Origin of the sequence: Pseudomonas arcuscaelestis, assembly GCF_016881005.1 — a bacterium.
Lineage (GTDB): Bacteria > Pseudomonadota > Gammaproteobacteria > Pseudomonadales > Pseudomonadaceae > Aquipseudomonas > Aquipseudomonas arcuscaelestis.
This window is the reverse complement of record NZ_JACOPV010000026.1, coordinates 1-26009: the sequence shown is the minus strand read 5'-3', so window position 1 is coordinate 26009 and position 26009 is coordinate 1. Positions and strand designations below refer to the sequence as shown.

28 protein-coding genes and 1 pseudogene are annotated in these 26009 nt (G+C 58.6%); 10 read left to right on the top strand and 19 right to left on the bottom strand.

The window, feature by feature from the left end; translation table 11 throughout:
* Window positions 1-82 precede the first annotated feature (82 nt).
* The 6 genes from H8F21_RS27990 to H8F21_RS27965 form a co-directional block, all read right to left on the bottom strand.
* Complete coding sequence (locus H8F21_RS27990; protein ID WP_203478941.1) at window positions 83-643, bottom strand: DUF4136 domain-containing protein; 561 nt, start codon at window positions 641-643, stop codon at window positions 83-85.
* Between the two features lie 20 nt (window positions 644-663).
* Window positions 664-1326 carry a DUF4136 domain-containing protein gene (locus H8F21_RS27985; RefSeq protein ID WP_136478298.1) on the bottom strand — a complete coding sequence of 221 codons (663 nt, stop codon included), beginning with the start codon at window positions 1324-1326 and terminating at the stop codon, window positions 664-666.
* Between the two features lie 19 nt (window positions 1327-1345).
* On the bottom strand, window positions 1346-2095 hold the full coding sequence (locus H8F21_RS27980; RefSeq protein WP_203585731.1) for a methyltransferase domain-containing protein: 750 nt from the start codon (window positions 2093-2095) through the stop codon (window positions 1346-1348).
* Window positions 2092-2397, bottom strand: coding sequence for a MazG-like family protein (locus H8F21_RS27975; RefSeq protein WP_203542891.1), 306 nt, complete (start codon window positions 2395-2397; stop codon window positions 2092-2094). The genes H8F21_RS27980 and H8F21_RS27975 overlap by 4 nt, the downstream gene beginning before the upstream one ends.
* 61 nt (window positions 2398-2458) lie before the next feature.
* A complete protein-coding gene (locus H8F21_RS27970) occupies window positions 2459-3313 on the bottom strand; it encodes a MaoC family dehydratase (RefSeq protein ID WP_203585730.1) in 855 nt (284 codons plus the stop codon).
* A gap of 2 nt (window positions 3314-3315) precedes the next feature.
* The gene (locus H8F21_RS27965; RefSeq protein ID WP_203585729.1) at window positions 3316-4668 is read right to left on the bottom strand and encodes a 3-oxoacyl-ACP reductase; all 1353 of its coding nucleotides are present in this window, start codon (window positions 4666-4668) and stop codon (window positions 3316-3318) included.
* 170 nt (window positions 4669-4838) lie between these two features.
* Here H8F21_RS27965 and H8F21_RS27960 point away from each other — a divergent pair, with 170 nt between their 5' ends.
* Window positions 4839-6116 carry an acetyl-CoA C-acetyltransferase gene (locus H8F21_RS27960; RefSeq protein ID WP_203585728.1) on the top strand — a complete coding sequence of 426 codons (1278 nt, stop codon included), beginning with the start codon at window positions 4839-4841 and terminating at the stop codon, window positions 6114-6116.
* Here the strand turns inward: H8F21_RS27960 and H8F21_RS27955 are convergent.
* On the bottom strand, window positions 6103-7122 hold the full coding sequence (locus H8F21_RS27955; protein WP_203585727.1) for a bile acid:sodium symporter family protein: 1020 nt from the start codon (window positions 7120-7122) through the stop codon (window positions 6103-6105). The genes H8F21_RS27960 and H8F21_RS27955 overlap by 14 nt on opposite strands.
* Window positions 7123-7209: 87 nt before the next feature.
* Here H8F21_RS27955 and H8F21_RS27950 point away from each other — a divergent pair, with 87 nt between their 5' ends.
* Window positions 7210-7998: an AraC family transcriptional regulator gene (locus tag H8F21_RS27950; protein ID WP_203478949.1), complete on the top strand. Its 789-nt coding sequence runs from the start codon at window positions 7210-7212 to the stop codon at window positions 7996-7998.
* Between the two features lie 18 nt (window positions 7999-8016).
* Here H8F21_RS27950 and H8F21_RS30165 read toward each other — a convergent pair whose 3' ends face one another.
* Entirely contained in the window at window positions 8017-8745 is a 729-nt protein-coding gene (locus H8F21_RS30165) for a methyl-accepting chemotaxis protein (protein WP_371922335.1), read from the bottom strand.
* A gap of 129 nt (window positions 8746-8874) precedes the next feature.
* Window positions 8875-9963: pseudogene (locus H8F21_RS30160) on the bottom strand (cache domain-containing sensor histidine kinase); the annotation flags it as partial.
* 278 nt (window positions 9964-10241) lie between these two features.
* On the opposite strand from H8F21_RS30160, the gene H8F21_RS27940 reads away from it, so the two are divergent.
* Window positions 10242-11135 carry a PA4780 family RIO1-like protein kinase gene (locus H8F21_RS27940; protein ID WP_203478951.1) on the top strand — a complete coding sequence of 298 codons (894 nt, stop codon included), beginning with the start codon at window positions 10242-10244 and terminating at the stop codon, window positions 11133-11135.
* Between the two features lie 4 nt (window positions 11136-11139).
* Here the strand turns inward: H8F21_RS27940 and cueR are convergent, their stop codons facing one another.
* Window positions 11140-11544 (bottom strand): Cu(I)-responsive transcriptional regulator, encoded by a 405-nt coding sequence (gene cueR / locus H8F21_RS27935; protein WP_203478952.1) that lies wholly within the window; start codon window positions 11542-11544, stop codon window positions 11140-11142.
* A gap of 128 nt (window positions 11545-11672) precedes the next feature.
* On the bottom strand, window positions 11673-12059 hold the full coding sequence (locus tag H8F21_RS27930) for a hypothetical protein (RefSeq protein WP_203478953.1): 387 nt from the start codon (window positions 12057-12059) through the stop codon (window positions 11673-11675).
* 147 nt (window positions 12060-12206) lie between these two features.
* Between H8F21_RS27930 and H8F21_RS27925 the strand changes: the two genes are divergently transcribed.
* Complete coding sequence (locus H8F21_RS27925) at window positions 12207-12404, top strand: heavy-metal-associated domain-containing protein (protein WP_203478954.1); 198 nt, start codon at window positions 12207-12209, stop codon at window positions 12402-12404.
* Window positions 12405-12519: 115 nt separating this feature from the next.
* Window positions 12520-13701, top strand: coding sequence for a multidrug effflux MFS transporter (locus H8F21_RS27920; protein ID WP_203478955.1), 1182 nt, complete (start codon window positions 12520-12522; stop codon window positions 13699-13701).
* Here H8F21_RS27920 and H8F21_RS27915 read toward each other — a convergent pair.
* Window positions 13685-13849, bottom strand: coding sequence for a hypothetical protein (locus H8F21_RS27915; protein WP_168198498.1), 165 nt, complete (start codon window positions 13847-13849; stop codon window positions 13685-13687). The genes H8F21_RS27920 and H8F21_RS27915 overlap by 17 nt on opposite strands.
* A 125-nt stretch (window positions 13850-13974) precedes the next feature.
* Window positions 13975-14988, bottom strand: coding sequence for a zinc-binding alcohol dehydrogenase family protein (locus H8F21_RS27910; RefSeq protein WP_203478956.1), 1014 nt, complete (start codon window positions 14986-14988; stop codon window positions 13975-13977).
* A 118-nt stretch (window positions 14989-15106) separates the two neighbouring features.
* Here H8F21_RS27910 and H8F21_RS27905 point away from each other — a divergent pair, with 118 nt between their 5' ends.
* Together H8F21_RS27905 and H8F21_RS27900 are read left to right on the top strand one after the other, a co-directional pair.
* Window positions 15107-16021, top strand: a complete 915-nt coding sequence (locus H8F21_RS27905; protein ID WP_328824310.1) for a LysR family transcriptional regulator — start codon at window positions 15107-15109, stop codon at window positions 16019-16021.
* Window positions 16022-16501: 480 nt separating this feature from the next.
* Window positions 16502-17215 carry an ArsR/SmtB family transcription factor gene (locus H8F21_RS27900; protein WP_203482832.1) on the top strand — a complete coding sequence of 238 codons (714 nt, stop codon included), beginning with the start codon at window positions 16502-16504 and terminating at the stop codon, window positions 17213-17215.
* 55 nt (window positions 17216-17270) lie between these two features.
* Here H8F21_RS27900 and H8F21_RS27895 read toward each other — a convergent pair whose 3' ends face one another.
* Entirely contained in the window at window positions 17271-18224 is a 954-nt protein-coding gene (locus tag H8F21_RS27895; RefSeq protein WP_203482831.1) for an adenosine deaminase, read from the bottom strand.
* Window positions 18225-18371: 147 nt separating this feature from the next.
* On the opposite strand from H8F21_RS27895, the gene H8F21_RS27890 reads away from it, so the two are divergent.
* A complete protein-coding gene (locus H8F21_RS27890; protein ID WP_203482830.1) occupies window positions 18372-19451 on the top strand; it encodes a calcium:cation antiporter in 1080 nt (359 codons plus the stop codon).
* Between the two features lie 9 nt (window positions 19452-19460).
* On the opposite strand, the gene H8F21_RS27885 is transcribed toward H8F21_RS27890, so the two are convergent.
* From H8F21_RS27885 to H8F21_RS27870, 4 genes are all read right to left on the bottom strand, one after another.
* Window positions 19461-20141, bottom strand: a complete 681-nt coding sequence (locus H8F21_RS27885; RefSeq protein WP_203482829.1) for an SDR family oxidoreductase — start codon at window positions 20139-20141, stop codon at window positions 19461-19463.
* A gap of 335 nt (window positions 20142-20476) precedes the next feature.
* The gene (locus tag H8F21_RS27880) at window positions 20477-21061 is read right to left on the bottom strand and encodes an IMPACT family protein (protein ID WP_203482828.1); all 585 of its coding nucleotides are present in this window, start codon (window positions 21059-21061) and stop codon (window positions 20477-20479) included.
* Between the two features lie 10 nt (window positions 21062-21071).
* Complete coding sequence (locus H8F21_RS27875) at window positions 21072-21734, bottom strand: TetR/AcrR family transcriptional regulator (RefSeq protein WP_136478276.1); 663 nt, start codon at window positions 21732-21734, stop codon at window positions 21072-21074.
* A 62-nt stretch (window positions 21735-21796) separates the two neighbouring features.
* Window positions 21797-22714 carry a LysR family transcriptional regulator gene (locus tag H8F21_RS27870; RefSeq protein WP_203482826.1) on the bottom strand — a complete coding sequence of 306 codons (918 nt, stop codon included), beginning with the start codon at window positions 22712-22714 and terminating at the stop codon, window positions 21797-21799.
* 118 nt (window positions 22715-22832) lie between these two features.
* Here H8F21_RS27870 and aptA point away from each other — a divergent pair, with 118 nt between their 5' ends.
* Together aptA and H8F21_RS27860 are read left to right on the top strand one after the other, a co-directional pair.
* Window positions 22833-24179 carry an omega-aminotransferase AptA gene (aptA, locus tag H8F21_RS27865; RefSeq protein WP_136478274.1) on the top strand — a complete coding sequence of 449 codons (1347 nt, stop codon included), beginning with the start codon at window positions 22833-22835 and terminating at the stop codon, window positions 24177-24179.
* 73 nt (window positions 24180-24252) lie between these two features.
* Window positions 24253-25746: a CoA-acylating methylmalonate-semialdehyde dehydrogenase gene (locus tag H8F21_RS27860; RefSeq protein ID WP_136478273.1), complete on the top strand. Its 1494-nt coding sequence runs from the start codon at window positions 24253-24255 to the stop codon at window positions 25744-25746.
* A gap of 72 nt (window positions 25747-25818) precedes the next feature.
* Here the strand turns inward: H8F21_RS27860 and H8F21_RS27855 are convergent.
* Window positions 25819-26009: hypothetical protein (locus H8F21_RS27855; RefSeq protein WP_203585726.1), on the bottom strand; the 191-nt coding region annotated here is incomplete at its 5' end.

Here is a 26009-nt window from a genome sequence, read left to right as displayed (position 1 = left end):
GCGCACTCCTTTGCCCCGCGATGAGGCCCCTGAACTCACACCCAATTGGCAAGAGTGTAGTCAGGTTGCTGGCCATTTGCCTTTAACGTGGTGGGTAGTTCGACAGGGCATTGGTTACAGTCTTCTGGATCGCCTCGCTACGTTCTTCGGGGCTAGGTGGATAGTTGTTCATGATTTGCTCGGCACTGCCGCGCCAAACCAGCTTGCCATCCTTGCCATCGAACATGTCGACCTGGATGGTTGCCACCTTGTAGTCGACGCTACGGGTTTCGTTGTACATCGGCCCGCCCCAGTAGTTGCCCCAGTAGCCACCCCAGGCACCGCCGTAATTGGTGGTGATCTGTTGCTGACGGTCCTCGACGATCAGGTACGTCTGGATTTTCAGATCACCTTGGCTACTGCCTTGCGCCGGGCGCAAGCCACGTTGATCGAGCTGGCCGGCGACGGCCTGGCGGATACGCTGCTCGGTCAGGTCGCTCTTGATCCGTGGATCATCAGGGCGGTACTGCAATGCAGGCTCCTGCCAGACCCAACTGCGGTAGGCAGCAAAGTCGCGGCTGGCGTCATAGTCCTGAGTCACATTGTGGTTTGAACAAGCACCCAACAACACCAATAACGAGAGTAAAGCGAAACGGCGCAGCATGATGAATCTCCAATTACCTTTTAACTGGGAGGATAGCCGTTGAGGGCCTTCTTGACCGATTCGCGCAAAGCGTCTTCGCGTTCGCGCTGAGTACCCTGGCTGGTGGCCTCGGCACTGGCGCTCCAGACTGCCTTACCGTCGCGGGCGTCGAACAGGTCGACCTGCACCACCATCACCTCTACCTCATAGGTGCGTACCAGCGGAACGCTGATGGCGGCGCCATAACCGTCGTGGTACCGGCCAACACTACCGTAGCCGCCAACACCCCCGTAGGGATAGCCTCCGTAAGGGTAGCCGCCATAGGGATAGCCACCATAGGGATAGTAGTCATCGCGGACCTGACGCAGACGGCGTTCCAGGTGCAGATTGGCACTTACCAGCAAATCACCTTGGCCCTCGCGCGCAGGACGCAGGCCGCGCTGGTCCAGGGCTGTGCTCACCGCATCGGCCAATTGCGCGGGTTCAGTCAGGGCGGCACCGCTGGGTAACTGGCCATCGCGCCAGGCCCAGCTACGGTAACGGCCGTAGTCCAGGGTTGGCGCGGGGTAAGCGCTGGCATCAAAGGTTGTGGCCGCCTGCGGTGGCGCAGGCGGCAGCGGACGGGAGCTGGCGACATAAGGGTTGCTGCTCTGGCAGGCTGCCAGCGTCAGGCACAACAGACCCAGGGTAAAACGGTACGGCATGTCACTCTCCCGGCGCGCTTCAGCTTGGTCGACAGATCCAGTGCAGGTAACGCCCCAACCCGGCAAAGGCGGGATGGCGCCGATGCGCCAGCTCCATTTCCAGCAGGTCGAGCAGCTCGGCCTTGGACTGGAACTCCACCGGCATGTAATCGTGAAACACTCGCACTCCGCTTTCTGTTTCGACCTGCCACAGACCTTCAAGTTGCGCCTTGAGCGTGCGCGGATCAAGCGGTTTTTGCGGGGTCAGGCTCTGCTTCTCGCCGGCCATGTCGTTGCTTCGCAACTTGCGGAAATGGCCTTTGAGCAGATTGCGATAAACCAGTGCATCGCGGTTGTAGAACGCCAACGACAGCAGGCCATCACTGCGGGTCAACTGGTGCAGGACCGGCAGGATGGTTTCCGGCTCTGCCAGCCATTCCAGTACCGCATGACACAGCACAAGATCATAGGGTTCGGTCAGTTGTCCGAGCAGCTCCTGCCAGGGTGCCTGAATAAAGGTGGCCTGCTGGCCGGCTTCGGCAAACCGTGCGCGGGCCCCTTCGAGCATGGGCGCAGCGGGCTCGGCCAGGGTGACCTGATGACCGCGCTCGGCCAGCCACAGGGCCATGTGGCCCAGGCCGGCACCAATATCGAGCACGCGCAGAGGCCGTTCGGGCAAGGCTTCGGTGAGGTCTGCCTGCAATATCGCAAGGCGGATCGCACCCTTGGCACCGCCGTAGATTTTCTCGGCAAAACGCGTGGCAAGGGCATCGAAATGTCGGTCTTTCATCGCGCAAAACGCCTTTCGCTGTCGGCCAGTTTGGCGCGCACTACGTGTTCCATGTCCAGGCCCAGTTCGCTGCACAGTAGCAGCAGATACAGCACCACATCGCCGACCTCCTGACCTGCATGCGCCAGTTGTTCGGGCGATAGCTGCCGCGACTGGTCCTCGCTGAGCCACTGGAAAATTTCAACCAGTTCGGCCATTTCGACACTGGCGGCCATGGCCAGGTTTTTTGGGCTATGGAAGCCGCGCCAATCATTGTTGTCACGGATGCTGTGCAGGCGTTGGGTCAGTTCGTGCAGGTTCATCAAAGCTCTCCTCAAGCCGCATAGCTTCAGGCGGGCGCCTTCGCAACGCAAGAGCTCCGTTTCAGTCCAGTTGCCGCCAGGCACCGCGCATATGCACCAACCCGCCATGACCGTCCAGGCGCAGTTGGCCTTCAGTGGCGGTAGGGCTTGCGTTGAGGATCACCTCGCTGGGCAGGCGCACGGGTTTGAGAAAGTCCACCGCGAATTCGTACTTGCTCACCGGCAGATGGTTGCGCAAAGCCGCCAGCGTCATTGCCTTGGTCCACATGCCGTGGGCGATGGCGGTGGGAAAGCCGAACAGTTTTGCACTGGTAGCACTCAGATGGATCGGGTTGTAGTCGCCACAGACCTTGGCGTAGCGCCGGCCGATATCGCTGTCGGCGTACCAGCGGGTCAGCTCGTCCAGCGGTGCGTCGACCGGCGCTTCGCTGGCCGTAGGCTCGCTTGCCAGTTTCACGCCGCGACACAGCATACGGCTGGTTTCTGACCAGAGCAGGCCCAGTGCGTCTTCAGCTTCGGTGATCAGGTCGCAGGTAGCGCCTTTTTCGTGGGCTTGCAGGTTGTCCACGTAGACCGAGAAGCGCAGGCGACCGACGCCGCCCAGGGGACGTACAACGCGGATGCTGTTGTGTAGATGAACCAGACCCAGCAACGGAAAAGGAAAGGTCTTGTCGGTGAGCAACTGCATCTGCAAGGCAAACGCCATCACATGGGGAAACGTTGGTGGCAAGCGTCCGTCATCGCCGAAATGGCAGAGCTTGCGGTAACTTTCCAATTGCTTCGATTGCACCTCCAGGTAACAGCGCAAGCCGATCTCGGGCAGGATGTCACCGCTGATCTTGCGCTTGCGTGCCGCGCGCAGGTAGAGACTGGAAAGTGCCAGTGTGCTGCTCAGATCCTGCCAGTGTCTAGTCATCGTCAGGCCCCCATCACGGCCTGGCCGCAGACACGCAGGACCTGGCCGTTGACGGCGCCAGACCCCGGTTGCGCCAGCCAGGCGATAGCTTCGGCGACATCCTGGGGCAGGCCGCCCTGGCCCAACGAACTCATGCGTCGTCCGGCTTCGCGCAGGGCGAAGGGAATCGCTGCAGTCATGCGGGTTTCAATGAAACCTGGGGCCACGGCATTGATACTACTGCCGCGCTCAGCCAGTTTTGCCGACCAGGCCTGGGCCATGCCAATGAGCCCGGCCTTGCTGGCGGCATAGTTGGATTGGCCCCGGTTACCGGCAATACCACTGATCGATGCCAGCAGGACGATGCGGGCGTTGTCGTGCAGGGTGCCGCTCTCGAACAGCGCCTGGGTCAGCAACTGCGGCGCTTTGAGGTTCACGGCCAGCACCGAGTCCCAGTATTCCGGGGTCATGTTGGCGAGGGTCTTGTCGCGGGTAATGCCGGCGTTGTGTATGACGATGTCGATACCCTCAGGGAGGGCTTCAATCAGTTGTGCCGGTGCATCGGCGGCACAGATGTCGAGAGTCAGGCTGAGGCCACCCAGGCGTGCAGCCAGGGCTTCGAGGTCGGTTTTGGCTTGGGGAACATCAAGCAGCACAACGTCGGCGCCGTCACGGGCCAGGGTCTCGGCGATGGCGGCGCCGATACCTCGGGCCGCTCCAGTAACCAGGGCCTTGCGACCGGCCAAGGGGCGTGTCCAGTCTTGCACCTGGGTCGCGCAGGCTTCCAGGCGCAGGACCTGGCCGGAAACGAAAGCGCTCTTGGGCGAGAGGAAAAAGCGCAGCGCGCCTTCGAGTTGATCGTCGGCATTGCTGGCGACATACAGTAATTGCAGGGTGCCGCCGGCGCGTAACTCCTTGGCCAACGAGCGACTGAAGCCTTCCAGGGCGCGCTGGGTGATCTGCGCAGACACATCATCCAACTGCTCCGGTGCCCTGCCGAGTATCACCACGTGAGCGCGATCCTGCAGGCTGCGCAGCAGGGGTTGGAAGAACTCGCGTAACTGCTTGAGTTGGTCGCTGTCGTTAAGTTCGCTGGCGTCGAAAACCACCGCCTTGAGTTTAGGTCCAAGGCCTGCGACCCATTCTGTCGCGCTCAGGTCGGGGCTGGCAAAACTGTAGACCTCATCGGTCAGACGCTGGGCAAAGGCTTCGATCTTGTTCGCCAAAGGGCCTCCGCCCAGCAGCATGGCACCTTCGACAGGCCGCAGGCGACCAGCGCTCCACCGTTCCAGGCGAGCGGGGCTTGGCAGGCCCACGGCACCAACCAGGCGGCGGCCGAGGTCGGAATTGGCGAAGTCGATATAGCGGTCGCTCATGTGCGGCTCTCCCTGAAATTAAGCTTCAAAGTGTGGACCATCTTTGCCGGTTGGTCGTTCGAACCCTGAAAAAAGCACCTACGCTGGTTGTGGTCTGTACCTTCGATACTATCGGGTGACAGCCGTTTCATGATTGATCAGGATTAATTGCCCAACAGAGGACCTTACGCATGCGCTCATTGCGCCGAGTCGCGATCATTGGCGGCAACCGGATTCCCTTCGCACGCTCCAATGGCGCCTATGCCCGCGCCAGCAATCAGGCAATGTTTACCGCGGCTCTTGAAGGGCTGATCGAACGCTTTGGCTTGCATGGCCTGCAGCTGGGTGAAGTCGCCGCAGGCGCGGTGCTCAAGCACGCCCGAGACATGAACCTGACCCGCGAGTGTGTGCTCGGTTCGCGCCTGTCGGCACAGACACCGGCCTACGACGTGCAGCAGGCCTGCGGCACGGGGTTGGAAACGGCGTTGCTGGTGGCCAACAAGATTGCCTTGGGGCAGATCGACTGCGGCATCGCCGGAGGTGTTGATACCACCTCCGATCCCCCCATCGCGGTGAGCGAAGGATTGCGTCACATCTTGTTGCAAGCCCACCGCGGCAAAACCTTGGCAGACAAGCTCAAGGCCTTCCTCGCGTTGCGTCCTGGGCATTTGAAACCGCAAATCCCTCGTAACGTTGAGCCGCGCACGGGGCTTTCCATGGGCCAGCATTGTGAGTTAATGGCGCAAACCTGGCACATCCCGCGCCTGCCCCAGGACGAATTGGCCCTGCTCAGCCATCAACACATGGCAGCAGCTTTCAGTCAGGGCTGGCATGACGATCTGCTAACCCCTTTTCTGGGTCTGACTCGCGACGACAACCTGCGTGCCGACCTGACCCTGGACAAGCTTGCCAGCCTCAAACCGGTGTTCGAGACCGGTGATAAAGGCACCCTGACTGCCGGCAACTCCACGCCACTGACCGACGGTGCATCGGTAGTTCTGCTCGCCAGTGAAGACTGGGCGCGGGAGCACAACCTTGATGTAATGGCGTACCTGGTCGACGGTGAAACAGCCGCGGTGGACTTCGTCAAAGCCCAGGAGGGGCTGCTGATGGCGCCTACCTACGCAGTGCCACGCATGCTGGCGCGTAATGGTTTGAGTCTGCAGGACTTCGACTTCTACGAGATCCATGAAGCTTTCGCTGCCCAGGTGCTGTGTACGCTCAACGCCTGGGAAGATCCCGAATACTGTCGGCAGCGCTTGGGATTGAATGAGCCGCTAGGCGCGATTGATCGCAGCAAGCTCAATGTCAAAGGCAGTTCATTGGCTGCGGGGCACCCGTTTGCTGCAACCGGGGGGCGCATCCTGGCCAACATGGCCAAGCTGCTGGCCACGACCGGCAAGGGCCGTGGCCTGATTTCGATCTGCGCCGCAGGTGGTCAGGGCGTAACGGCGATCATTGAGCGTTGACCAGGCCGGCTGAAGCGAGCGGAGCAGGGCGAGTGGCGTAGTGCTCGGCCATGATCGAACAGACGATCAGCTGGAGCGGATGGTAGATCATGATGGGCAGCAGGATCAGCCCCAACCCGGGATGCGCACCGAAGATCAACGCAGCCATTGGTGCGCCGGCGGCCAGGGATTTCTTGCTGGCGCAGAACACAGCAGCAATCTCGTCGGCCGGGTTCAAGTGCAGCGCCCGGGCTGTGCGCGTGGTCAACCAGAGCACGAGTGCCAGCAATAGCGCACTACCCACCAGTGCGGTGATCAGTACCGAACCGCCTTGTTGCTGCCACATGCCCGAGACCATCGAATTGCAGAACGCCGCATAGACCAGCAGCAGGATCACCACCTTGTCCATGATGTTGGTGTAACGCTTATGCCGAGCGAAGAAGCGGCCCAGCCAGGGACGCAGGAGTTGCCCGAGTACCAGCGGCGCCAACAGCAGCGCACAGAGGTCCAGCAGCGTGGCACCCAGGTCAATGCCATTGCTGCCGGTGCCAACCACCAGGTTGACCAGCCATGGCGTGATGAATATACCCAGGACGCTGGAGAGGCTGGCGTTGAGAATCGCCGCCGGAACGTTACCCCCGGCGCTACCGGTCAAGGCAACTGAGGATGAGATGGTCGAGGGCAGGGCGCACAGGTAGAAAAAGCCGAGCATCAACAGCGCTGGAACGTGACTGCCAAGCAGCTTGTTTGCCAGCCACCAGAGTGCTGGGAAAACGATGAAGGTGAATCCCTGCACCATCAGGTGCAGACGGCCGTTTTTCAGGCCGTGGCCAATTTGTTCACTGGACAGGTTGATGCCGTGCAGGAAGAACACCAGGAACACGCCGACATTGATCACCGATTCGGCATGCATGGCGCCGCCACTGCGACCAACGTCGGGAAACAGCCAGGCCAGAAAGGTGGCGAGGAACATGCCGCACAGAAACCAGTCGGTCACTACACGTTTGAGGTGTTTGAGCACTTGCATAGGCGGGCCTGCGAATCATTTTGTAATCGTTGAGCGCACAGGCTACCCTCGGCTGACAATTGCCGTCTTGCGACATAAGGCCAACTGATGCCGACTAACGGACAACAACCTGCACCCCGTCAGATTCCAGCACTGGAGCGGTTGCCGCGGGCACTGTATGCACGGGCGGAAAGCCTGGGGGCAGGTTCCTGGACGCCCCGGCATCAACACGACTGGGTGCAGTTTTCTTATGCGATCAGTGGCGTGCTCGGCGTCTACACCGACGAAGGCAGCTACTTTGCCCCGCCTCAATGGGGTATCTGGATTCCAGCTGGGGTGGAGCACGAGGTGGTCACCTCGATGCAAGCGGAAATGCGCAGCCTGTATGTGCGCCGCGAAGAAGCTGGCTGGGCGCCAGGGCAGTGCCGGGTATTGGAGGTCACGCCACTGACGCGAGAACTGATCAAACAGTTCTGCCTGTTGCCGGTGGATTACCCCGAAGGCGATAGCGCCGAAGCGCGTCTGGTGGCGGTGTTGCTGGATCAGTTGCAGGCACTGCCGCAGGTAGGCTTTTCCTTGCCCTTGCCCAAACACCCGCGCTTGCTTGAAGTGTGCAACGAACTGCTCGCCCACCCAGAGCTGGGACAAACCCTGGGGCAATGGGCGCAACGCCTGAATACCTCGGAGAAAACCTTGATGCGCTTGTTCCAGCGTGAAACCGGCTTGAGCTTTCGCGGCTGGCGTCAGCGCATGCGCCTACTGTCTTCTCTGACTGCGCTGGAGGCCGGGCAGAGTGTCACCGAAGCCGCACTGGGTTGCGGTTACGACTCCACCTCGGCCTACATTGCAGCTTTCAAGGGCCTGTTCGGCTTTACCCCGGGCGAGCTACGCCTTTAGTTATGTCCACGACAGGGTTCAGGTACGGAACCTGCGCACCAGCGCATCCAGTTCGTTGGACAAGCCAGCAAGGCTTTGTGAGTCCTGGCGCGCCGAATTGGCGAGTTCCGCCACCAATTGCGCGTCACCATGAATCTGGCTGATGTGCCGATTGATGTCTTCGGCCACCTGGTGCTGTTCTTCGGCAGCCGTGGCGATCTGGGTGTTCATGTCGCGAATGACGTCGACCGACTCGCGGATCTGTCCAAAACTGCTGCGCGCCATTCCAATGCGGTTGACCGACAGTTGCGAGATCTCGAGGCTGGCGTGCATTTGCTGGGCGACTTCGCTGGTGCGGTTGGCCAGGTTCCCGAGCAGGCCGTCGATCTCGGCAGTGGAGTCGGCGGTACGTTTGGCCAGGGCGCGAACCTCGTCGGCTACCACGGCAAAACCGCGGCCTTGCTCACCTGCCCGAGCGGCTTCGATGGCTGCGTTAAGGGCCAGCAGGTTGGTCTGCTCGGCAATTGAACGAATGGTGCCAAGAATCGATTGAATAGCGTTGCTGTCACGTTCCAGCTGCTGCATCGATTGCGCTGACTGCTGAATCTCCTGGCTCAGTCGATCGACGCTCTGCACCGCATCGTCAATCTGCTGCTGGCCTTCGCGCGCCTGTTGCTGACCGCTGTCGGCCGAATCTGCGGCCTGGCTGCAAGAACGGGCAACCTCGTTCGCGGTGGCAACCATTTCGTGGAAGGCTGTCGACACCATATCTACCGCCTCGCGCTGACGCCCGGCCGCTTCGGCCATGTCGTGGGAAACCTGAGTAGAGCTGCTGGAGGTCGCAAGAATTTTAGTCGCGGCCTGCCCGATGCTCTGAATCAGGTTGCGGATGGCGGCCAGGAACTGGTTGAACCAACTGGCCAATTGCGCGGTTTCATCGCGCCCCCGAACTTCGAGGCTACGGGTCAGATCACCTTCGCCTTGGGCGATGCCTTCCAGGCCATTGGTAACACTGTGGATAGGCCGTACGATCAGTTTGGCGAAGGTGGCGCCAACCAGTGCGAAGACACCCGCCAGCACCAGGGCGATGATCGACACAATCCATGTCAGTTGAGTGGCGCCCTGCATGACTTCGTCATGACGGATCAGGCCGATGAAGTTCCAGCCCAATTGCTCCGAGGGCCAGATATTGGCCATGTAGCGTTCACCGTCGAGTTCGACCTCGACCAGCCCTTTACCGGCCTTCGCCAGCTGCGCGTAGCCATCGCCGAGGGTGGCCAGGTTTTTGAAGTTGTGTGCGGGGGCGCGGGGGTCGACCAGCACATTGCCGTTGTCTTCGAGCAGCATCAGGTAGCCACTTTCACCCAGTTTGATCTGCTTGATGATTTCGGTCAGTTGCTTGAGCGAGACGTCGATGTTGACCACCCCGCCAGGATTGCCAAGCTGGTTGGCGACGGCGCGTACGGTGCTGACCAGCACCGCATCGTCACTGGCCCAGTAGTACGCGTCGGTGCGCAGGGTTTTGCTCGGATTGGCCATTGCGGCCTGATACCACGGGCGTTGGCGCGGGTCATAGTTGGCCATCTTTGGATCGCCCGGCCAGAAGGCATAACCACCGTCACTCAGTCCGTAGGACACATAGGCATAGGCCGGATGGCTGGCCGCCAGGCTTGCAAACATATTGAAGAGCTTTTGGTCTTGCTCGCTCTGCACAATCTGCGCAGCATCGGCGCTCATGTGCTTCTTGACGTCGTTGCCGCTGGCGCTGATCAGCGGCTGAGCGGCCAGATAGTCGACGTTCTGGCTGATGCCCTCGAAGAACAGCTGCATGGCATTGGCCACTTGGCGAATTTCGCGATTACTGCCATCAACGAAGCCTTCTTTGGCCTCGCTGCGCAAATTGAGGACGACCAGTGTGGCGACCAGGATGACAGGCAAACCGGCAATAACGGCAAAGGCCCAGGTCAGTTTTTGTTTGATGTTCATCCGCGCTCCAGAATTTTTCTTGTAAACACACGAGGCTGCTTCAAACTGCATCGGCCATTTGTTTCAGAAATAAAGCCCGACCTCGGTTAAAGTCCGGTATTCATTGGGAACTAACGTTTGAAATGACTACTCCCTCGTCAACGCCCATAAAAAGAATGGCAAGTCAGGCGGATTGCCGTTACAACGCTGTGCGGTCTTGAAACAGCGAAAACCGGTGCAGTACCGGTAACCTACAAAAAATTACGTGTCTGGCAGAACAGGACCCCCGACAAAAGCCGATGAAGACTCCAAAACGCATTGAACCACTGGTTGAAGATGGACTGGTCGATGAGGTACTTCGACCGCTGATGAGTGGCAAGGAGGCCGCCGTGTACGTGGTGCGCTGCGGAAAGGAATTGCGCTGTGCCAAGGTCTACAAAGAGGCGAACAAGCGCAGTTTCCGTCAGGCGGCCGAGTATCAGGAAGGGCGTAAAGTACGCAACAGCCGTCAGGCCCGGGCCATGGCCAAAGGCTCCAAGTACGGACGCAAGGAGGCTGAGGACGCCTGGCAGAACGCCGAGGTGGCTGCTCTGTTCCGACTCGCCAACGCGGGTGTGCGGGTGCCACGCCCCTACGATTTTCTCGACGGTGTACTGCTGATGGAGTTGGTCGCCGACGAGCATGGCGATGCCGCTCCTCGGCTCAACGATGTGTACCTGGAGCCGGATCAGGCGCGCGAGTACCACGCCTTTGTGATTCGGCAGATCGTGCTGATGCTATGCACTGGCCTTGTGCATGGCGACCTGTCGGAGTTCAACGTGTTGCTTGGGCCGGAAGGACCGGTGATTATCGACTTGCCACAAGCGGTGGATGCGGCAGGTAACAACCACGCATTCAGCATGCTGGAGCGCGATGTCGGCAACATGGCGGCGTATTTCGGACGCTTTGCTCCGGAACTGCGGCAAACCCGTTATGCCCATGAAATGTGGGCCCTGTACCAGGCTGGCGAACTGTTGCCGGAGAGCGAGCTTACGGGCCAGTTTGCGCTGGACGAGCACAGTGCCGATGTGGACGGGGTGATGCGCGAGATTGACGCAGCGCGCTTTGATGACGCCCGTCGGCGTGCCATCAAAGAAGACGCCGAACGGGGGTCGAGCAAGGACGAGGAACCCGCTCCGCCCTGGTTGCAGTAGTGCGTCAGTGACAGCAACTGCCCCCGGCTGCCAGATCCTTGAGGATCGGGCAGTCCGGGCGATCGTCGCCGTGACAATGAGTGACCAGCTCGCTCAAGGTATCGCGCAGGCTTACCAGTTCTTCGATGCGTCGGTTCAGGTCATCGATGTGCTGGCTGGCCAGGGCCTTGACGTCGGCACTGGCGCGCTGGCGGTCCTGCCACAGGGTCAGCAGACGTGCGACTTCTTCCAGTGAAAACCCCAGATCTCGCGAGCGCTTGATAAACGCCAGTTGGTGCAGGTCTTCTTGCTGGTAGAGGCGATAGCCACTGTCGCTGCGCAGCGCCGGCTTGAGCAAGCCAATCGACTCGTAGTAGCGGATCATCTTGGCGCTCAGTCCGGAGCGCCGGGCGGCTTGACCGATGTTCATTGCACGTCGTCCTGTGTTGGGGTTTCAGGCTTCCAGGTTTTCAACAGCAGCGCGTTGCTGACCACACTGACACTCGACAGTGCCACCGCTGCGCCAGCCACAGCTTCAACCTTTCCACGCTGGTAAGGTCAATACCCCAAGCCAGCTTTTATCAATGTGAGTCCATTCTGATCGGCTGCAACCCGGTATTTATTGATTTGACCGGCCACCAGCTTCAATCGGCTCGAGCGCTGGTTCTCTATGCCTGGCTGGCACCCCGGTACATGCCCAGGCAAGTAGCGCAGGCGCACATCGATTTCGCCTGGGGGTAGGTTGAATGAGGTCGATTGTTCCTGGAAAACGCGTCCGGCCAATTGATCGTTGATATACACGCCAATCTCACATGACGTTGCCACCTCCAGCCGTTCGCGGGAGATGATCAGAATGCTGTAGTCGGCTGGCCCTGCCGCGTTGGCTTGAGCGAACAAGCCGAATACATTCAGCAGGCCGAAAAGGCCCAAAGCTGCCCTGCGCATGAAATGAAACTCCTGCATCTTCAATCGTCAGCCTCGCAGCTTGGCCGACCCGGACGATGATTTCCAGCCCGGCAGCGCCAAGAGGAACTTGACCTTGCCCTGGTGGCAGGCTTGAAACTCAGTCAAAACCCACAGGAGGCAGAACCCATGCAAGTGTTCAACGTACAAGGAATGACCTGCGGTCATTGCGTCAAGGCCGTCACCCGTGCTCTACAGGCTCAGGACGCCGAGGCCATCGTCGAGGTCGATCTGGGCCACAAACAAGTCAAGGTGCAAAGCGCGTTGCAGGCTGCGCAGATACTGCAAGTGATTCGCGAAGAAGGCTATCAGGCCGAAGCTGTCTGACGGTCGCGGGCCTGCGCTGTGGATAAAAGTTCACGGCGCGGGCGCAACTCTTCGCAGCGCAACCTTGGCAGGACGGTTAGACTAGCAGACTTGCTTAGCCTGCTATGGATTCCCGATGAACCTGCGAACCATCCTGATTCTGGGCGCCTTGAGTGCGTTCGGGCCTCTGGCAATCGACTTTTACCTGCCAGGCTTTCCGGCGATGGCGCTGGCCTTCGGTACTGACGAAAAACACATCCAGACAACCCTGGCGGCCTACTTCCTTGGCTTGTCCATCGGTCAATTGGCCTATGGGCCAGTGGCTGACCGCTTTGGCCGCCGCATTCCGCTGCTGGTCGGTGTTTGCCTGTTTACCCTGGCCTCAATTGCCTGCGCCTTGGCCCCGAACCTTGAGGCGTTGATCGCGGCACGATTCGTCCAGGCGCTGGGCGGGTGCGCCGGCATGGTGTTGTCGCGGGCAATTGTCAGTGACAAATGCGATGCCGTGGCATCGGCCAAGGTGTTCTCCCAGTTGGTATTGGTGATGGGCCTGGCTCCCATCCTCGCCCCTATGCTGGGAGGGGTGCTGGTCAATGTCTATGGCTGGCAGTCGATCTTTGTTGCGCTGACCTTGTTCAGCGCTCTGTGTACCCTCGCCGTTGCCCTGGGCCTGCCTGAGAGCTTGCCGGCCAATCTGCCACGCCAACCACTTTCCGGCGCCTTGCGCCAGTACGGGCGGCTGCTTAAAGATCGTGTCTTCGTTGGGCATGCGTTGACTGGCGGGATCGCCATCGCCGGGATGTTTTCCTATATCGCCGGATCCCCCTTCGTTTTCATCAAACTCTATGGGGTACCACCTGAGCACTATGGCTGGTTGTTCGGTAGTAATGCGGCAGGCTTCATTCTGGTTGCCCAGGTGAACGCGCGACTGCTGGCCAAGCGTGGTCCGGCCTTTTTGCTCAGGCGAGCGGTGTGGCTTTATCTGCTGGCGGGCCTGACGTTGCTTGCAATCAGTGCGTTGCAGCCGGCCCAGTTGTGGCCACTGCTGATTCCGCTGTTCGTGTGCATTGCCAGCCTGGGTTGCATCATTCCCAATGCATCAGCCTGCGCCATGAACGGGCAAGGTGCGCGAGCAGGGAGCGCTTCAGCGTTGCTCGGGTGCATTCAGTTCAGTGTAGCGGCAGGCGCAGCGGCACTGGTGGGCATACTGCACGATGGCAGCGCAGTACCCATGGCGCTGGTCATAAGCCTATGCGGGCTGGGCGCAGTGGTGGTGTCGATGGTTACCCACCGCTTGCAGCTCAGCCGACCTGTTTGAGTGTATGCGGGGCCTGCAGGCGAGCCTGCAAGGTGTTGACGAAAGCGCGGGCTTCGGCCTCGCTGCGAAAGTTCACTACCTGCTTGTCCAGCCGAACCTGCCATGGGCAGCCGGGCTTTTGGGCTGATGCGCTGACTTGAATGATCATCGTGGCATACCTGCGGTGAGCGTTGGCCCGAAGATTGTAGCGCTGCTTGCCTGCAGGAAAATGACTTGGATCAGTTGTCGGACTGACGGTCATGCCCACCCCAAGGCAGGGGTGGGCGCGATGGCTCAGAACCCTTCGAGGACAATCTTGCCCTTTGCCGCGCCGCTTTCCAGCAGGGCGTGGGCGCGACGCAGGTTGGCCGCATTGATGGTGCCGTAGTGCTCGCCCAAGGTAGTTTTGAGCGTGCCGGCATCAATCAGATCGGCAACCCGATTGAGCAGTTTGTGTTGTTCGATCATGTCGTCGGTTTCAAACAACGAGCGGGTGTACATGAACTCCCAATGCAATGACAGGCTCTTGCGTTTAAGCAGGCCGATGTCCATTTGCTTGGGGTCATCGATCAGCGCAAGTCTTCCTTGAGGGGCAAGGGCTTCGACCAATTGCGCCAGATGCTGGTCGGTCTGGGTGAGACTGGCAACGTGGGTTACGAATTCGATACCTTCGGCCTTGAGTGCTGCAGCAAGCGGTTGGCTGTGGTCAACAACGTGGTCGGCACCCAACTGACGTACCCAGTTCTGGGTCTGGGGGCGAGAGGCGCTGCCGATGACGGTCAGCCCGGTCAATTGGCTAGCCAGTTGAGTCAGGATCGAGCCCACCCCGCCCGCCGCACCAACGATCAACAGGCGTTGGCCGAGGTCATCTTGTCCTTCTGGAATCTGCAGGCGCTCAAACAACAACTCCCATGCTGTGATCGCCGTCAGGGGCAGAGCTGCCGCTTCTGCGAAGCCTAGGGTCTTGGGCATATGGCCAACGATGCGCTCATCGACGACATGGAGTTCGCTGTTGGCCCCGGCGCGAGCGATGGAGCCTGCGTAAAAAATCTTGTCCCCTGGCTGAAACAGGCTGACTTCACTGCCTACGGCCTTGACCACACCTGCGACGTCCCAGCCCAGTACCTTGGCAACGCCTGGCTCTGGCTGGGCATTCTGACGGACCTTGGTGTCCACCGGGTTGACCGAAATGGCCCGTACTTCTACGAGCAAGTCCCGTGGCCCCGGCTCGGGGGCGGGCAGCTCGATGTCTTGCAGGGAGTCCGGGTGGCTGATGTCCAGGGACTGGTAATAGGCAATGGCTTTCATCTGTAGCGTCCTCAGAAGGGAAATGCTTGGTCGCCATGATTGACGCTTTCACTTCATGTTAAAGGCCGCTAGAACGACAGATACTTTCAATAATTTTTTGATAATAGAGGGCCTTGCCGTGCGATTCGATGACCTGCAACTGTTCGTTCGCACCGCGCAGTTGGGTAGCCTGTCAGCTGCGGCACGGCTGCTGGATCTGTCCCCGGCGGTAGCCAGTGCTGCGCTCAAACGCCTGGAAAAGCAACTGGGTGCCCGGTTGCTCGCACGTTCGACCCGTAACCTGCGCCTGACAGCCGAAGGCGAAACTTTTTTGCTGCACGCACGCAATGCGCTGGCCAGCCTGGATGAAGGACGGCGTCTGCTGGCACGAGGGCAGGAAGACGTCAGTGGTGTTTTGCAACTCTCCGCGCCATCGGACTTCGGACGCAATGTACTGCTGCCCTGGCTTGATGAGCTGCAGCGCCAACACCCGAAACTATCGGTACGCCTGTTGCTAGGCGACCGCAATGCCGATCTGTTTCGCCAGGCGGCTGATATCGCCTTGCGCTATGGCGCGCCGGAAGATTCCAGCCTGGTGGCGCTGCCGCTGTGCCCTGACAACCGACGAGTGCTCTGCGCCTCGCCCGAATACCTGGCCGTTCACGGTGAGCCGAAGGAAATTGCTCAGCTCACCCAGCACAACTGTCTGCTTTATCAACTGGGTAGCCGCATCCATGATCACTGGCGTTTTGGTCGGGGTGCAAACGAGGTGGGGGTGATTGTCAGTGGGGATCGTTTTTGCGACGACGCCGATGTCGTTCGTCGTTGGGCCCTAGCTGGCCTTGGAATCGCCTACAAGTCCTGGTTGGACGTGGCATTCGATGTTCAGGCTGGACGCTTGAAAGTGCTATTGGGACAGTTGGAGGGGGAGTCGGCGCCCCTGAACCTTATGTGCACGCATCGAGCACAACTGGGCAAACCGGTGCAGTTGCTGCGCAGCCTGCTACGGGAACGGTGTCAGAATCTGCTCGAACAGTTGAAGGTTTCAAACTAGATGGCGAATTTCCTGGGACTACATCTTTTTCTGGCTTATTTGTAGTTCTTTGGCACGCGAGTTGTAGGCATTAAATATTATTTTTTTTGATCAATAGTTATCGAATTTAAACGAACAGGTATGGGGTGCGGTTCTACAACAAATGTATCTGAAGTTTTCTACAAGTTGTTAGGGTCGCCGGTGCTTATGGTTGGGCAGAGCATGGAGCCTTTACCCGTTTGCCCGCGCAATGGCCCGGAAATTGTTTCCCTGAGGCGGCTTATAATGGATGCAGCAGTCGTTTCCAGCGAGAGAAGTTTCCATGTCATCGGCCGGAAAGTACCGCCGTTAATTTACTTTGCCTGATAAACGCCCTGGCAATTTCTGCCGGTGAGTCAACGTTACAACTTCTAGCCGATCTGGCATCGGAAACCTCGCAGTAAATGCTGCTGACATGGTTATTCAAACGATTTCAGATGTGATCTCGCAGGGAGTTGAGATATGAAAGCAACAAGTATTAGCCAGATTGCCAGCCTGCTTGCAGATCCCAAGCGCAGCGCAATGCTATGGGCACTGATCGATGGCATGGCACGACCTGCCGATGAACTGGCGGACTTGACTGGCCTGACGCCTTCCTCCGCCTGCGCACACCTGGCAAGGCTCTCGGCCAGCGGGTTGCTCAAGCTTGAGCCGCGTGGACGAAAACGCTATTTCAGACTCGCCGGGCCGGAAGTTGGCGCGGCGGTGGAAGCATTGGCCAGTGTTCAGGTCACCAGTCGCGAACAGGCCGCAGGAGGAGAGGATGTCGGTATTCCTCTTTCCATGCGTAGAGCGCGCCTGTGCGGTGATCACCTTGGCGGAGAGCTTGCTGCAGACTTGTATCAGCGTCTTTTCGATGCTGGTTGGCTGGAGGGCGTGGAGCAACAGATCGAAGTAACTTACGAGGGGCGCACACAATTTGCCCGTCACGGCATTTTTATCGATGCGCTGGCGCGTTATCAGCGCAAAAGCTTCAGCAGTTGCCGCTGCTGCAGTGAATGGAGTGACCATCGCCCACATTTGGGCGGAGCATTGGGTACCAGTCTGTTAAAGCTGTTCATGCAATCTGGGTGGATCCGCGAGAGTGAAACTTCACGTCGATTGCAGATCAGCTCGGCGGGCTTGCGCCAGATCAACCGAATTGCCCAACCGGTGATCCTGCAGTCCGTAAGCTAGTACTCGAAAAGCCCGCTCCTGATCGGAGTGGGCTTGTCGGTGTCGCCCTAATCGGTCAAGGACGAACCAGGCGTGCATCCAGGCTGTTCTGCGCCAAGCGTTGAGCCTGATCCTGCGTCATCCCTAGATGAGTATGCAACGCATGGAAGTTTTCGGTGACATAACCACCGAAGTACGCTGGATCGTCCGAGTTTACGGTGACCTTCACGCCGCGCTCGAGCATGTCGAGAATGTTGTGCTGGCTCATATGATCAAACACACAAAGCTTGGTGTTGGAGAGCGGGCATACGGTCAGCGGGATCTGCTCGTCGATGATGCGCTGCATCAGGCGCTCGTCTTCGATGGCGCGTACACCATGGTCGATACGCTGGATCTTGAGCAGGTCGATGGCTTCCCAGATGTATTCAGGTGGTCCTTCTTCTCCTGCGTGTGCAACCGTCAGGAAGCCTTCGCTGCGGGCACGATCGAATACACGCTGAAACTTGCTCGGCGGGTGCCCCATTTCCGAGCTGTCCAGGCCTACGGCGACAAAAGCATCGCGAAACGGCAGCGCCTGATCCAGGGTCTTGTGCGCTTCTTCTTCGCTCAGGTGACGCAAGAAGCTGAGGATCAGGCCGCTGCTGATATCCAGCTGCTGCTGGCCATCCTTGAGTGCCTGGCTGATGCCCCTGAGTACCACTTCGAATGGAATACCACGATCAGTATGGGTTTGCGGATCGAAGAATGGTTCGGTGTGAACCACATTTTGCGCTTTGCAGCGCAGCAGGTATGCCCAGGTCAGGTCGTAGAAGTCCTGCTCGGTGCGCAGTACATCGGCGCCTTGGTAGTAGAGGTCGAGAAACTCCTGCAGGTTGTTGAACGCATAGGCTGCACGCAGGGCTTCGACGTTGTTCCATGGCAGGGCGATTTTGTTGCGCTCGGCCAGGGCGAACAGCAACTCGGGCTCCAGCGATCCTTCCAGGTGCAGGTGCAATTCTGCCTTGGGCAGCGCATTAAGCCATTCGTACATAAAGTCTGTGTCTCATCAGTTGCGGTTGGCCGCATTCTACAGAGGTTGTCAGCCCCTGGCCGAGAAAGCTGACCGCAGGGGTGTTGTCGCAAACCTTCTAGAGTGACTACAGTCTCTTTGCTGTACACCACTTGAAACGGGCTTACGATGCTTGCCTTGATAAACCAGGAAAAGCCCCTGCTGATTGCCATGTTGTTGGCGGTTCTGGCCTGGCCGCTGCAGCAACAGTTGCTGGGACATGGCCACATGGTTGCACTGCTGGCGGGTCTAGTGCTGGTGGTGGCGATCATCTGCGCGTCGATGCGGGTGGCCCAGCACGCTGAACAATTGGCCGAGAAGGTCGGTGACCCCTACGGAACCATGATTCTGACCTTATCTGCGGTGATGGTCGAAGTACTGGTTTTGGCGATCATGATGAGTAACCAGTCTTCACCGACCCTGGTGCGCGATACCATCTACTCGGCGGTGATGCTCGATATTAATGGCATCCTCGGGTTGGCGGCGTTGATGGGAGGGCTCAAGCACGGCGAGCAGTCGTACAACGATGATTCGGCGCGTACCTACAGCGTGATGATCATGACTGCCATGGGCGTCTCGATGGTGGTGCCCGAATTTATTGCGCGCGAGGACTGGAAGCTGTATTCGGGGTTCACCATTGCCGCGATGATGGTGCTGTACGCATTGTTCCTGCGCATGCAGGTCGGGCCGCACAGCTATTTTTTCAGCTACAGCTATCCACAAAAAAAGCGCCGGGACACATCGCAGGCTCCCGTAAACAAGGTTCGCTCTATCGTCATCCTGATCGTCGGGGTGATGATTATTGGCGTGCTCGCGGAAATCATGTCGCATCCATTGGACTATGGATTGGAGGGTAGTGGTGCACCGCCGGTATTGATGGCTATTGTGGTAGCAACTATTTCTGCGGCGCCGGAGATCTTGACCGCATTGCGTGCAGCCTTGGCCAATCGTATGCAGTCGGTCGTCAATATCGCCCTGGGTGCTTCACTTTCCACGGTGATATTGACCGTCCCGCTGATGGAGGCGATGGCGCTCTACACCGGCCAGCCCTTTCAAATGGCCATGACTCCGGTACAAACGGTAATGATCGCCATCACCTTGATTGTCAGTGCAATCAATCTCAACGATGGCGAAACCAACGCGATAGAAGGCATGACCCACTTCGTGTTGTTCGCCACCTTTATCATGCTGGCTTTTCTCGGGCTCTGAGGTACTGGCTCACCAGATCAGGCTGTCGCCCTTGTAATTGATGAAATGCAGGCCGCCTTTGCCTGCGTTGGCCTTGATCTGCTCGAGCATGCCGCGTGTGCTCGTCAGCACGTCGATTTCTGCATTCTCGCCACCCATGTCGGTCTTGACCCAGCCCGGGTGCATGGCCAGAACGGTCTGCTGTGGCTGGTTCAAGGTAACGAAACTGTTGATCATCGAGTTGAGTGCAGCCTTGCTGGCCTTGTACAGGCACATTTCGCTTCCATCCGGGATGGCGATGCTGCCCAGGATCGAACTCATGAACGCGAGGACGCCGCTGTCGTTCAATTGAGCGGCGAAGCGCTGGGCCACGCGGATGGGGGACACAGCGTTGGTCATGAACAGATCACCTACATCAGCCAATTGCGCGTGCTCGGCGTTCTGGTCGCGTGGGCCCATTACTCCAGCATTAACGAACAACAGATCGAAGGTCTGACCGTGCAGACGTTGTTGAAGCGTATCGAGTTGAGTGCCGCTGTTCATCTCCAGGGTTTCTACCCGAACCTTTCCCAATGCTGTCAGGTTGCCGGCTTTGGCGGGGTCGCGAACGGTGGCGACCACGTCCCAGCCGTCTTCGAGCAAGCGTTCTACCAAGCCAAAGCCCAGGCCGCGGGAGGCGCCGATGATCAGGGCGGTTTTTTGCGAAGACATGAAGAACTCCTTTAATGGGTAACGCAGTGGTCAAAGAATAACCAGTCTAGCCAAACCTTGGCTGAGCAAGCGATTGGTGCAGGGGTGCACGGCTTATCCACAGCTTGCTCCACAGTATCTGTGAGCAAGCGCAAGATGTGGGGGGGGCACGCGTGCGGGCGCCCGTTACCAGTGGATATATGTGGATAACTGACTGATTTATCGACAGTTGAAGTGCTGTCATCAACGCTTGATCAAAATATGATCGATTGCCTGAAGGCCATGTCGTTAAAGGGTCGCAGCCGAGTGCTAAGAGCTTATCCACAGTCGGGCCCACAGTGAATGTGGGCAATTGTTCAGCGCCTTTCCAGCAAGATCCGTCCTCGGCTCAAGTCTGCCAATTGGCGTTGCAGTGATTCGATGTGTTCCTCGCCCAGGGCCAGCAGCAGATCAACGCCATTGGCCGTGAAGTGCTCTTCCAGTACCAGGCCGTCTGCTTCGGCTACCCGCAGTTTGAGCAGCGCCAACTCACTGAAACTGCAACTGCAACTGACTTCGCTACGGCTTACCAGCAGGCGTTTTTCAGCTTGCTGCAGACACTTGTTAGCTCCGCCGCCATAGGCGCGAGCAAGGCCGCCCGTTCCCAGTTGGATACCGCCGTACCAGCGGATCACCAGTACCACCACCTGATCACAGTCCTGGGCTTCGATGGCCGCCAGAATCGGACGTCCGGCGGTACCGCCCGGCTCGCCGTCGTCGCTGCTGCGATACTGAGCACCCAGCTTCCAGGCCCAGCAATTGTGAGTGGCATCCAGATCGCTGTGTTGGTCGATGAAGGCCATGGCCTCGGCAGGGCTGCTGATGGGCGCTGCCAGGGTAATGAAGCGGCTCTTGCGAATATCTTCGCGAAACTCGCAGGTGTCGAGCAGGGTAAAAGGCATAAACGCAGGTTCAGTCGGGAAGTTTCAGGCCGCAGCCTTTAAGAATGATGTGGATAAGATTGTTGCTGGCATCTTCCATATCTTGTTTGGTGAGGCGGCTACGGCCCGTGACCTGGCAGATCTGGGTAGCGAAGTCAGCATAATGCTGGGTACTGCCCCAAAGCAGAAAGATCAAATGAACCGGGTCGACCGGGTCCATCTTTCCGGCATCTATCCAGGCTTGGAACACCGCGGCGCGACCTTTGAACCATTCACGGTAGTCCTGGCTGAAATAGTCGCTCAGGCACTTGCCGCCACTGATTATCTCCATGGCAAAGATGCGCGAAGCCTGTGGATTGCGTCTAGAGAACTCCATCTTGGTGCGAATGTAGGTGCTCAGCGCCGTTGCTGGATCATCCTCGACGCTCAGGGCGTTGAAGGTACTGTCCCACAATTCGATGATGTTGCTTAGCACCGCTACGTAGAGGCTTAGCTTATTGGTGAAATAGTAATGCAGGTTCGCCTTTGGCAATCCGGCCTTGAGGGCGATGGTGTTCATGCTGGTGCCCTTGAAGCCGTGACGCGCGAACTCGTCTTCAGCGGCCTGGATGATGGCTTGTTCGTTCTTCTGACGAATACGCCCGGCGGGCTTGCCCGGGGCGGTGGCACGGTGCGCAGGGACTTCGAAGGACATGGACGCTTCCAGACAAGGCAATGGGTATCACTTTTGTTTGTTTAACCTACCAGTATTAGCGCTCAGCGAGTAGCTGCCAGGCTTTCCAGAAAGCTTTCCAGGACCAGGTGCGGTCGTCTTCCTTTGCGTGTTACCCAGCACAGGCTCAAGTCATAGAAACGCTGACTTGGCTTGAGTGCGCGCAATCTGCCTTGTTGCACCCAGAAGCTGGCGTAATGATCCGGCAGGTAGCCAATGTAGCTGCCGGTCAGGATCAGGAACGCCATGCCTTCGCGATCCGATGCGCTGGCGGTGCAGTGGAGTGCCTGATAATGCGCCTGAACATCGGCCGGCAAGCGGAATGTCGGGGCAATGGCATCCTGAATATTGAGTCGTTCGTCGTCCAACTGGCGGTCATCGGCATAGAACAACGGGTGACCCACTGCGCAATAGAGTAAGGAACGCTCGCTGTACAGCGGTTGGTACTCAAGACCGGAGAGCGGACTGGTCTGCGGCACCACGCCGACATGCAGGCTGCCATCGAGAACACCTTGTTCCACTTGGCTGGGCGCAATCATGCGGATCTGGATACGAACATCCGGGCCACGTTCTTTCAACTGCGCCAGTGCGTGGGTAATGCGCATGTGCGGCAAGGTCACAAGATTGTCGGTCAGGCCGATGTTCAATTCACCGCGCAAGTGTTGGTGCAGGCCGTTGACCTCGGTACGAAAGCTCTCCAGGGCGCTGAGTAGTTGCAGTGCCGACTGATAAACCTCGCGGCCTTCTTCGGTCAACGAAAAACCGGCGCGCCCGCGTTGACACAAGCGCAGGCCCAGGCGCTGCTCAAGATCGCTCATCTGCTGGCTGATGGCCGAGCGCCCGATGCCGAGCACGTTCTCTGCTGCTGAGAAGCCGCCGCACTCCACCACACTGCGGTAGATCTTCAACAGACGGATGTCGAAATCGCTGACTTGAGCGAGGGGATCGGGGCGTCGGCTCATTGTTTAGTAATCATCTATCTGAAGATTAGAAAAGTTGGGTTTTCTAGACTTTATCGTCATGACAACTTAGTCGCAACAACACTTGTCGCTGCTCAATTGCCTTGCGAGGATTTGCCCGATGAATCTGCCTGAAAACGCTCCTGTCGGTTTGGCCAGCCAGCTCAAGCTGGACGCCCATTGGATGCCCTACACCGCCAACCGTAATTTTCAGCGCGATCCACGGCTGATCGTTGCTGCCGAAGGCAGTTATCTGACCGATGACAAAGGTCGCAAGATCTACGACGCACTGTCAGGCCTGTGGACCTGCGGCGCCGGTCACACCCGTAAACAAATTCAAGAAGCCGTGTCGCGTCAGCTCGGCGTGCTCGATTACGCGCCAGCTTTCCAGTTCGGCCACCCACTGTCGTTTCAGTTGGCCGAGAAAATCGCTGACCTGGTTCCGGGCAACCTCAATCACGTCTTCTACACCAACTCCGGCTCCGAGTGCGCCGACACCGCAGTGAAGATGGTTCGTGCCTACTGGCGTCTGAAAGGCCAGGCTACCAAGACCAAGCTGATCGGTCGTGCCCGTGGCTATCACGGTGTGAACATCGCCGGTACCAGCCTGGGTGGTGTCAACGGTAACCGTAAGCTGTTTGGTCAGTTGCTGGATGTCGACCATATCCCGCACACCCTGTTGGCAAGCAACGCTTTCACCAAGGGTATGCCGGAGGAGGGTGGTATCGCCCTGGCCGATGAGATGCTCAAGCTGATCGAGCTGCACGATGCTTCGAACATCGCTGCGCTGATCGTCGAGCCGCTCGCAGGTTCCGCAGGTGTACTGCCACCACCAAAAGGCTACCTGAAGCGTCTGCGCGAAATTTGCGATCAGCACAACATCCTGCTGATCTTCGACGAAGTTATTACCGGTTTTGGCCGTATGGGTGCCATGACTGGCGCCGAAGCGTTCGGCGTGACTCCAGACCTGATGTGCATCGCCAAGCAAGTCACCAACGGCGCCATTCCAATGGGCGCGGTGATTGCCAGCAGCGAGATTTACCAGACCTTCATGAACCAGCCGACTCCGGAATACGCTGTGGAATTCCCACATGGCTATACCTACTCGGCGCATCCAGTTGCCTGTGCGGCCGGTCTCGCTGCCCTGGACCTGCTGGAAAAAGAAAACCTGGTGCAGTCGGCCGCCGAGCTGTCGCCACATTTTGAGAAAGTACTGCACGGCATCAAGGGTGCGAAGCATATCGTCGATATCCGTAACTACGGCCTGGCAGGTGCTATTCAGATTGCTGCCCGTGACGGAGACGCCATCGTGCGCCCTTACGAAATTGCCATGAAGCTGTGGCAAGCCGGGTTCTACGTGCGCTTTGGTGGCGATACCCTGCAGTTTGGCCCGACCTTCAACAGCAAGCCGGAAGAACTGGACCGCCTGTTCGATGCAGTCGGCGAAGCGATCAACCAAGTCAGCTGATCTACATACCTATATATAAGAAGAGGACGCGAGTGAGCTCGCGTCCAGGCACGCCCCCTTTTTGGAGTTTTGCATGAGCACTGTTCAACATTTGATCAATGGCGAGTTGGTAGCTGCTAACGAGCGCACCGCTGATGTTTTCAACCCAGCCACTGGTGAGGTTATCCACAAGGTCGCTCTGGCCAGCAAGCAAACTGTGCAGCAGGCTATCGACGCTGCCAAAGCCGCTTTCCCGGCCTGGCGCAACACCCCACCTGCCAAGCGCGCCCAAGTAATGTTCCGTTTCAAGCAACTGCTGGAGCAGAACGAAGCGCGTATCTCCCAGCTGATTAGCGAAGAGCACGGCAAAACAATCGAAGATGCTGCAGGTGAGCTCAAGCGCGGTATTGAAAACGTCGAATTCGCCTGTGCCGCGCCAGAAGTGCTCAAAGGCGAGTACAGCCGCAACGTCGGCCCAAATATCGATGCGTGGTCCGATTTCCAGCCGCTGGGTGTTGTCGCCGGTATTACCCCATTCAACTTCCCGGCCATGGTGCCCCTGTGGATGTACCCGTTGGCCATTGCGTGTGGCAACTGCTTCATTCTCAAGCCATCCGAGCGCGATCCGAGCTCGACCTTGTTGATCGCCCAGCTGCTGCAAGAAGCCGGTCTGCCCAAGGGCGTGCTCAACGTGGTGCACGGTGACAAGGAAGCGGTGGACGCACTGATCGAGGCGCCAGAGGTCAAGGCCCTGAGTTTCGTTGGTTCAACTCCGATTGCCGAGTACATCTATTCCGAAGGCACCAAGCGCGGCAAGCGCGTCCAGGCGCTGGGTGGTGCGAAAAACCACGCGGTGCTGATGCCGGATGCTGACCTGGACAACGCCGTAAGTGCGCTGATGGGTGCGGCTTATGGTTCGTGCGGCGAGCGCTGCATGGCGATCTCGGTTGCAGTTTGCGTAGGTGACCAGGTTGCCGACGCGCTGATCGCCAAGCTGGAACCACAGATCAAGGCGTTGAAAATTGGTGCTGGCACTACCTGTGGCCTGGACATGGGGCCTCTGGTTACTGCCGCTGCTCGTGACAAGGTTGTCGGCTACATCGACGACGGCGTAGCCGCAGGTGCTCAATTGGTAGTGGACGGTCGTGGCTACCGTGTTGCTGGTAATGAAGATGGTTACTTCCTGGGCGGCACGCTGTTCGATCGCGTGACGACCGAGATGCGCATCTATAAGGAAGAGATCTTCGGGCCAGTACTGTGCGTGGTGCGTGTAGATAGCCTGGAAGAGGCAATGCGCCTGATCAACGAACACGAGTACGGCAACGGTACCTGTATATTCACCCGTGACGGTGAAGCGGCGCGTTTGTTCTGCGACGAAATTGAAGTGGGCATGGTTGGCGTTAACGTCCCGCTGCCAGTACCAGTGGCTTACCACAGCTTCGGCGGCTGGAAGCGTTCTCTGTTCGGTGACCTGCATGCATACGGTCCGGACGGCGTGCGTTTCTACACCCGTCGCAAGGCAATCACCCAGCGCTGGCCGCAACGCGCCAGCCACGAAGCCTCGCAGTTCGCCTTCCCAAGTCTGTAAGGGGGCAACAAGCTGCAAGCTGCAAGAGGGGCGCGGCGTTCGCGTTTGTTCTTGTAGCGTGCAGCTTGCTTCTTATAGCCAAAATGCCCCTCCTGGAACAAAGTTGTAATAAGTCCTTGACGCCCCTGCGGATGTGTCTATAATTCGCCCCACTTCCGGCGTAGTCGGAACGGAAAACTCCTTGAGATTCAATGAGTTAGATGTTTCAGGTAGTGCTGGAAGTGCTTCGATCGAAAGATCGGCAGTGGTGAAAAAGGTGGTTG